Source organism: Mycobacterium sp., from assembly GCF_035499775.1.
In the GTDB taxonomy this organism is placed as follows: Bacteria; Actinomycetota; Actinomycetes; order Mycobacteriales; family Mycobacteriaceae; genus Mycobacterium.
The window spans coordinates 1-3,992 of record NZ_DATJYB010000436.1 but is presented as its reverse complement, the minus strand read 5'-3'; the positions used below and the strand labels follow the sequence as shown (position 1 = coordinate 3,992).

The following is a 3,992-nucleotide window of genomic DNA, read 5'->3' as shown; positions in this document are numbered from 1 at the left end:
ACCAGGACGATGACGTATAGGGGCACACCGCGGACCGATGCGGTGTAGTCCTCGAGGAAACTGTTTTCCCGCACGGGCCGGCGTAGCGGAACTCCTGAAACTCGTAGATCTCTTTTGCGGCGACCACCACTTCATGGACCGCCGCCGCGCCCTCGATAGCGCCGTCCCACGCCGGACCCTCCCCGGTCACGTCGTCGGCGAGATTGTCCAGCCACGCCGGGTAGTAAGGCTTCCCCAGATATGTCGATGCCATGGTGCGCCTCCTGTCGCCCCTTACGGGGTGCCTTCCCAGTGCTTCGCATACGGGGTCCCGGAGAAGGTCTCCAGCATCAAGCGGGAAAACTGCAGCATCGCGCTGCGTGGCCGATGATTCACCACGACGTGCTGGGTCTGCCCGTCGTCGTTGAAGGTGACCAGCACGACAACATGGGTCGGCATCCCGCGCACCGAGCTTGAGTAGTCCTCGAGGAAACTGCTCTCGCCGCAGGGGCCGGCGTAGTTGAATTCCTGGTGCTCATACTGTTCGCGAGCTTTGACCAGGATGAAACGGACGTCTTCGGGGCCGCGCGCGGTGCCGTCCATAGCCGCGGCCTCCAGGGTGACGTCGTCGGCCAGGTTGTCCAACCACAACGGGTAGTAGGGCCTTCCCATATACGTCATCTGGCACCTGCCGAATCGTGTGTTCCCCGCGAATCAGTTCCGACATGGTCGCTCTCGTCGACGTGGGAGACGTCGGCGACGACCGGCGAAGGAGGCTGCCGCTTATGGACGTGGGCGCTGCGCGTCTCATCGATGAGCAGGCTGAGTAATTCGGGCCGACTGTAGTGTCCGCGGGAGTCCATGAAAGCCTTGCGTTTGTCGATGAGCGCGAAGTCCAAATCCGCGATCACCTCGCCTTCACCGGAGCGCAGGGGATCACCGAGCAGCTCGCCTTGCGGTGTGATGATCGCGGTGAAGCAGCCACCCGAAATCGGGCCCACCGGGCAGCCGGTGTCAGCCATGATCTGACCTTGCTGATCGGGATCGAGCCAGGCGGTCGCCACCACCACGAAGACGCCCGACTCGAGCGCATGATTGCGTACCTGGACCTCGGTCTGTCGAGCGAACAAGTCGCCGAAAATGGAGCCCGGGAACATCGCCGAGTGGATCTTCTCGCCGTCAGCCATCATCGCGTATCGGGCCAGCGGGTTGTAATGCTCCCAACAGGCCAACTGGCCGATGCGACCCACCGCGCTGTCCACGGCTCGAAGTCCACTGCCATCGCCCTGGCCCCAAACTATGCGCTCGTGATACGTGGGGGTGATCTTGCGGCGACGCTGGATCAGCGTTCCGTCGGCATCGAAAAGCAGTTGGGTGTTGAACAGTGAGCCGCCGTCGCGTTCGTTCACGCCGATAGAGACGACCATTTCAGCGCGGCCCGCGGCGTCGGCGATCGCCCGCGTCGCCGACGATGGCACGGTGACCGCCTCCCGCATCAACCGTGTTTGCTCGGCGAGCATCTCGAACGGGCGCTGCACAAACGAAAAATATGGGTAGTAGGGAACAACGGTCTCCGGAAATGTCGCGAATTGCACTCCCCGCGTTGCCAATTCGTCGATCTTGGCGACAACGCGCTCCACGGTGCCCTCGCGGCTGTAAAGCACGGGGCTCAGTTGAACCGCCGCTGCTCGGACAGTAGTCACAGCGCTCATCCTCTCGTCGTATCTCGTGCGGTAAAACAATGTGCGATTGTTCGTTCCACTCACTGGTCGCCAGCGCCATCCCGCCGGACCCGTCGTCGACGACTTCTTTGGTGACTTGAGGGGCGACCTTCGGCTCGCCCACGCGTCCGCGAATCGGCGGAGCGACCAGCGACTGGCCACCGACGTCAGAAAGGCCGAGTGAAGACGCCACTGGGTGTCCCGTCTGTTCCTTACCGGACTGCTGCAGTAGTGCACGTCATTGTAGGCATCCGCTCACGTCAATCGCCTACCGTCAGTCCACCCCGATCCCCGACTGGCCCCGCTACGGGGACGGAACGTGCAACGGCACCGCACAGTCCGTTTACAGTCAGCTACGAGAGCCGTGCTGCCGTGGCACAACTGGAACATCTGGCAGGAGTCATCGGCGTCTTTGCGCCGCGAGTAGTGGCCTTCACCAGGTTGAGCACATCCGAGTTTTTCGGTTTAGGTAATACATTGCAAATGAACCCGGAGGAGGCACAACCCATGCAACGGCAACGACTGATCATCGGCGTCACCGGCTCCAGCGCGCCACAACTGGGCTGGGCGACCCTCCAGGCCCTGCACCACCCGGACATTGAAACCCACCTGGTCGTCTCCCGGGGGGCCGACAAGACAATTCAGCTCGAAATGGGTTAGTTAGAAGCGATTTCGAAAGCCTCGCCGACGTCCGGCGGTCAGCACATGATGACTTATCGCGCCGAGCGCGGCAGCGCCTCTGCCAGAGCGCTCGAGGAACTCCGGGCCCTGTCGGCCGCGCCCGGATGCCAGCACGTCACTTCCTAACGTAGAACACGACGTTGGAGTGCCGTTCACTCTGCACCGTTGATGGGGCGCGAGCACGCTTATGCACTAGTGGTGTGAAAGACTGGCCACCCAATTTCGGTGCGCCAGGCCGTTTCGTCGCGGGTGTCTTGGGGGCCGACGAGGAAGTACTCGCGAATGGGCCCGTCGACCGGGATCGCGTGCTGGGCAACATGGGTAGCCAGAGCGCCGTAGGCCAAATCAAAGTCGTGATACGAGCCGGCGTGCACGACGGTGACCAGTTCGGCGGCGGGTACCACCAGTTCGGTGAGGCGTCCGGTGCGTCGGATGTCGCCGGCGAACGGGACGAAAACGGTTGCCAGTCCTCGTTCATCGGCGATTAGCTCGGCGGCGAAGACGCCCCCGGCCGTTCCGCTGATGCGCGCGTTTTGAGCGGTAACTGTGGCGTACAGCTCGGCGAGTGCTCCTTGGAACCAGGTCAGCGCATCACTTAGGTCGACGACCTCGCTGATCGCGAGCGCCTCGGTCGCTGCGACTCTGCGGTAGCCTATCCGGCCTTCGGCAGCAGGCCCGGGCTCAAGCAGTTCACGTAGCGTCTCGACGGCCCGTTTGGTGTGCGCGAGTTGGGATTCCAGCCGAGTAAGGTGCGCGTTGATCAGTTCGTTGCGGTGACGAATGTCGGTGGTGCTAATGACGGTGCGGATCTCGTCAAGCGGCATTTCTAGCGCCCGGAAACGGCGAATGATCTGTGCTGTCGAGATCTGGTCGGTGCTGTAACGGCGGTAGCCGGTAGCACGGTCGATGTTGATGGGCTCGAGCAGCCCGATCTGGTGGTAGTGGCGCAGCATCTTCACGCTCAACTGCGTGGCACGGGAGAAGTCCCCGATGGCTAACAGCGCGGGTGCACTCATGACTTCAGTGTGCAGTCTCCCCCTGGGGGAGACTCATCCCCCGAACACGCCTTGACTCGCCCACGAGGTGAGCGCGCACGGTGGGATCACCGGCTGCAACACCGCGCCGGCCACGATCTGGGAGACACCAGCATGAAAGAGACCGACCTGACCGGGATCGTCGCCGAACACATCGAGGCGATCAACTCCGCGGACACCGATCGCGCGGTCGCCACGTTTGCGGAAGATGCCTACGTCAACGACAACCACCGCGAATTCGTCGGAATCGACGCCATCCGCCGCTGGGTGGCCAAGGAGATGGTCGGCGACAAGGTGACGATCGAAGTTCGCGGGGTGCTCGACCATTACGGCGACACCGTGGTGCGCGGAGCCTACGACGGGACGTTCGACCGGACCAATCTGCCCGACGAACTCGTTTTGACGAACTACTTCAGCGTGCGTGACGGCAAGATCGTCAGCCTCGCGATCATCTTCAACCAGCCCGCCGACTACTGACGATAGGAGCGAATATGGTTGCGGTTCCCGCCGGATACGACGACCTGCTGGAGCGCCCGCTGTACGGACATTTGGCGACTGCCCGGCCCGACGGCGCGCT

Annotated in this window: 6 protein-coding genes; 2 read left to right on the top strand and 4 right to left on the bottom strand. The window is 62.8% G+C overall.

The window, feature by feature from the left end; translation table 11 throughout:
* The 3 genes from VML93_RS27015 to VML93_RS27005 form a co-directional block, all read right to left on the bottom strand.
* On the bottom strand, positions 1-253 hold a 253-nt coding region (locus VML93_RS27015), incomplete at its 3' end, for a hypothetical protein (protein ID WP_325615330.1).
* Positions 254-273: 20 nt separating this feature from the next.
* A complete protein-coding gene (locus tag VML93_RS27010) occupies positions 274-660 on the bottom strand; it encodes a hypothetical protein (RefSeq protein WP_325615329.1) in 387 nt (128 codons plus the stop codon).
* Positions 657-1,682 (bottom strand): nitrilase-related carbon-nitrogen hydrolase, encoded by a 1,026-nt coding sequence (locus VML93_RS27005; RefSeq protein WP_325615328.1) that lies wholly within the window; start codon positions 1,680-1,682, stop codon positions 657-659. Before VML93_RS27005 ends, VML93_RS27010 begins: the two co-directional genes overlap by 4 nt.
* A 390-nt stretch (positions 1,683-2,072) precedes the next feature.
* On the opposite strand from VML93_RS27005, the gene VML93_RS27000 reads away from it, so the two are divergent.
* Positions 2,073-2,360, top strand: a complete 288-nt coding sequence (locus tag VML93_RS27000; RefSeq protein WP_325615327.1) for a flavoprotein — start codon at positions 2,073-2,075, stop codon at positions 2,358-2,360.
* Positions 2,361-2,566: 206 nt separating this feature from the next.
* On the opposite strand, the gene VML93_RS26995 is transcribed toward VML93_RS27000, so the two are convergent.
* On the bottom strand, positions 2,567-3,397 hold the full coding sequence (locus VML93_RS26995; protein WP_325615326.1) for a MerR family transcriptional regulator: 831 nt from the start codon (positions 3,395-3,397) through the stop codon (positions 2,567-2,569).
* A gap of 132 nt (positions 3,398-3,529) precedes the next feature.
* On the opposite strand from VML93_RS26995, the gene VML93_RS26990 reads away from it, so the two are divergent.
* Positions 3,530-3,892 (top strand): nuclear transport factor 2 family protein, encoded by a 363-nt coding sequence (locus tag VML93_RS26990; RefSeq protein ID WP_325615325.1) that lies wholly within the window; start codon positions 3,530-3,532, stop codon positions 3,890-3,892.
* The last annotated feature ends 100 nt before the right edge of the window (positions 3,893-3,992 follow it).